Here is a 3,092-nt window from a genome sequence, read left to right as displayed (position 1 = left end):
CCCTCACCGACCTCGGGCGGGACCAGGCGCGGACGGTGGGCGCCGAGCTCGCCGCCTCCGGCATATCGCCGAGCGTGATCCTCAGCTCCGAGGCGGCGCGCGCCCGCGAGACCGCCGGCCTGATCGCCGACGCGACAGAGCTGCCCACCCGGGCCGTGCCGGGGGTGTACGAGGTACAGGCCGGACAGTACGAGATGAGGACCGGCACCGAGGCGCTGCTGGCGTATAACCGGGTCGTGCGGGACTGGCTGGAGCACGGTGACCTCTCCTCGTGCCTGCCGGGGGGAGAGAGCGCGCTGGACGTGCAGGAACGCGCGATGCCGTTGGTGACGGAGCTCCGCGAGAGCCACCTCGACAACGGTATCGACGTGGTGCTGGTGGTGCACGGCACCCTCATGCGGATGATCGCGGTGTTCGCCGGCGCCGTCCCCTCACAGTGGGCGCTGGTCAACCGGATCCCCAACTGCGGGGTCATCGAGTTGGCGCCGGACCGCGGTGGGTGGTCCTGTGAGCGGTGGGGCGACCACCTCGGACGCCCGCCGTTCTGACCGGCGGTGCGCCGGGCCGACCACCTTTCGCGCCCCGTCCTCCCCTCTGTTCGTGAACTGACCACTCCGACCAGAAGTCGCGCCCTAGTGTCAGACCCACCATGACCCTCAGCCCCGACACCCTCGCCGTCGCCCTCAAGACCGCGACGTCGTATGTCGTCAACGCGATCGAGGTCCTGCGTTTCGGCGGTCTCCAGACCGACGAGGAGTTCTCGCCGTTCGAGATCGCCACCCGTCGGCCGATGTTCCGGCTGCGCCGCTACTACGCGCCGGTGGCGGGGGTCGCGGAGCACGGACGTGTCGGCGGTGATGCGGAAGAGAGACCGCGCCCGCCGATCGTGCTCGTGCCCCCCATGATGATCTCCGCCGACGTCTGGGACGTCTCCCCGTCGACGAGCGCGGTGGCCGCGCTGCACGCGGCCGGCATGGATCCCTGGGTGATCGACTTCGGCTCCCCGGACCTCGAGGACGGCGGACTCGAACGCACCCTCACCGACCACGTGGTCGCCGTGAGCGACGCCGTCGACCTCGTCACCGCGGCCACGGGTCGCTCGGTGCATCTCGCCGGGTACAGCCAGGGTGGCATGTTCTGCTATCAGGCCGCGGCATACCGGCGCTCGCGCGACCTCGAGAGCGTCGTGACGTTCGGCGCGCCCGTCGACGTCCGCGGTAACGCCCCGCTCGGCGTACCCGAGGACCTGATCGTGAACGTCGCCCGCTTCGTCGCCGACCACGTCTTCAGCGATCGCTCGCTCCCCGGGTGGATGGCCTTGGCCGGGTTCCGTCTGCTCGACCCGATCAAGACCGCGCGTGCGCAGGTGGGTTTCCTTCGTCAACTCCACGACCGCGAGGCGCTGATCGGACACGAGCGGCAGCGCCGCTTTCTCGGCGGCGAGGGATTCGTCGCGTGGTCCGGACCGGCGATCGTCGACGTGCTCCACCAGGTGATCATCCAGAATCGGATGATGGTCGGCGGCTTCGTCGTCGGAGATCACGTCGTGTCCCTGGCCGACATCACCTGTCCCGTCCTCGCGGTGCTCGGGGAAGTCGACGAGATCGGCGTCCCGGCGGGCGTCCGGAAGATCGCGGCCGTCGCCCCCGGCGCGGACGTCTTCGAGTTCCCGGTCCGCGCCGGGCATTTCGGACTCGTCGTCGGCTCGACCGCCTCCTCGCTGACATGGCCTGCCGTCGCCGACTGGATCGACTGGAGAGAAGGCACCGGAGATCGTCCGAAGGGCATCGTCGAGGTCGGGCCCGACTCCGGTGGTGACCCGTCTCCGGGCACGGCGGTGATGCTCGCGACGGAAGGGGCGACGCAGATCGCCGGGGTGGGGGTCGGTGTGGTGCGCGGTGCCGGCCACCTCGCCGTGGGCACTCTGCGGACGACGCGGGCCCTGGGATACGAGGCGCTGCACGCCGCGCCGCGCCTGGTGCGACTGGGGCAGATCCAGACGGGGACACGCATCTCGTTCGCCAAGATCATGGCCGAGCGTGCGCGGACGCAGCCTGATGACGCGTGCTTCCTGTTCTCCGACCGCGTCCACACGTACTCGGCCGTCGACGCCCGGATCACGAACGTGGTGAGGGGGATGATCGAGGTCGGGGTGCGCCAGGGCGACCACATCGGTGTGCTCATGGAGACCCGGCCCTCGGCGCTGGTCGCGATCGCCGCGCTGTCGCGTCTCGGCGCCGTGGCCGTGGCGTTGCCCCCGTCCCGGGATCTGGCCGAACTGTTGACGCTCAGTTCCGTGTCCGAGGTGGTCGTCGACCCGGAGCACGCCGCCAGGGTCACCGACGCCGGGGCGCGGGCGCTCGTCCTCGGCGGCGGCGCGGACCGCGACCTGCCCGGAGACCTCGGCGCAGGGCTGGTCGACCTCGAACGCATCGACCCCGATGCGGTCGAGCTGCCCCGCTGGTACGTGCCGGACCCCGGCCGCGCCGGCGACCTCGCCTTCGTCGTCTTCACCCGCTCGACGGGAGCATGGCAGACCAAGCTCGTGACCAACCACCGGTGGGCGCTCTCCGCGTTCGGCACCGCCAGCGCCGCGCGCCTGACCGCCGCGTCGACGGTGTACTGCCTCAGTCCACTCCATCACCCGTCCGGTCTGCTCACCGCCGTCGGCGGGGCCGTGGCCGCCGGGTCCCGGATCGCGCTGTCGCGCGGATTCGACCCTGCGACCTTCGACGAGGAGATCCGCCGCTACGGGGTCACGGCCGTGTCCTACACGTGGGCGATGATGCGCGAGCTGGTCCGTCGGCCGGTGCATCCGGGCGAGACCCTCCCGGCGATCCCGCTCTTCATGGGATCGGGCATGCCCCGCGGGGTGTGGCGGCGGCTGCTGGACCGCTACCCGGGGACCCGGGTCCTCGAGTTCTACTCCGGCACCGAGGTCGATGTCGTCCTCGCCAATCTCTCGACGACCAAGCAAGGCGCGCGCGGCCGTCCGCTGCCCGGCACCGCCGAGGTGCGGCTCGTCGAGGTCGACCCCGACTCGGGCGCGATCAGGACCGGTCCCGGTGGCTACGCCGTGCCGAGCGGGGTCG

At 71.4% G+C, this 3,092-nt stretch carries 2 protein-coding genes; both read left to right on the top strand.

Going from position 1 to position 3,092, the window contains the following annotated elements; genetic code table 11:
- Positions 1-548, top strand: a 548-nt coding sequence (locus tag G6021_RS03765; RefSeq protein WP_182640697.1) for a histidine phosphatase family protein, incomplete at its 5' end; no start/stop codon positions are given.
- Positions 549-649: 101 nt separating this feature from the next.
- Positions 650-3,092 (top strand): AMP-binding protein (locus G6021_RS03760; RefSeq protein WP_182640696.1); only part of this gene is annotated, 2,443 nt, incomplete at its 3' end.

Source organism: Dietzia sp. CW19 (genome assembly GCF_014145265.1).
Classification (GTDB): domain Bacteria; phylum Actinomycetota; class Actinomycetes; order Mycobacteriales; family Mycobacteriaceae; genus Dietzia; species Dietzia natronolimnaea.
The sequence above is the reverse complement of the archived record's forward strand: the minus strand, read 5'-3'. Positions and strand labels throughout refer to the sequence as shown.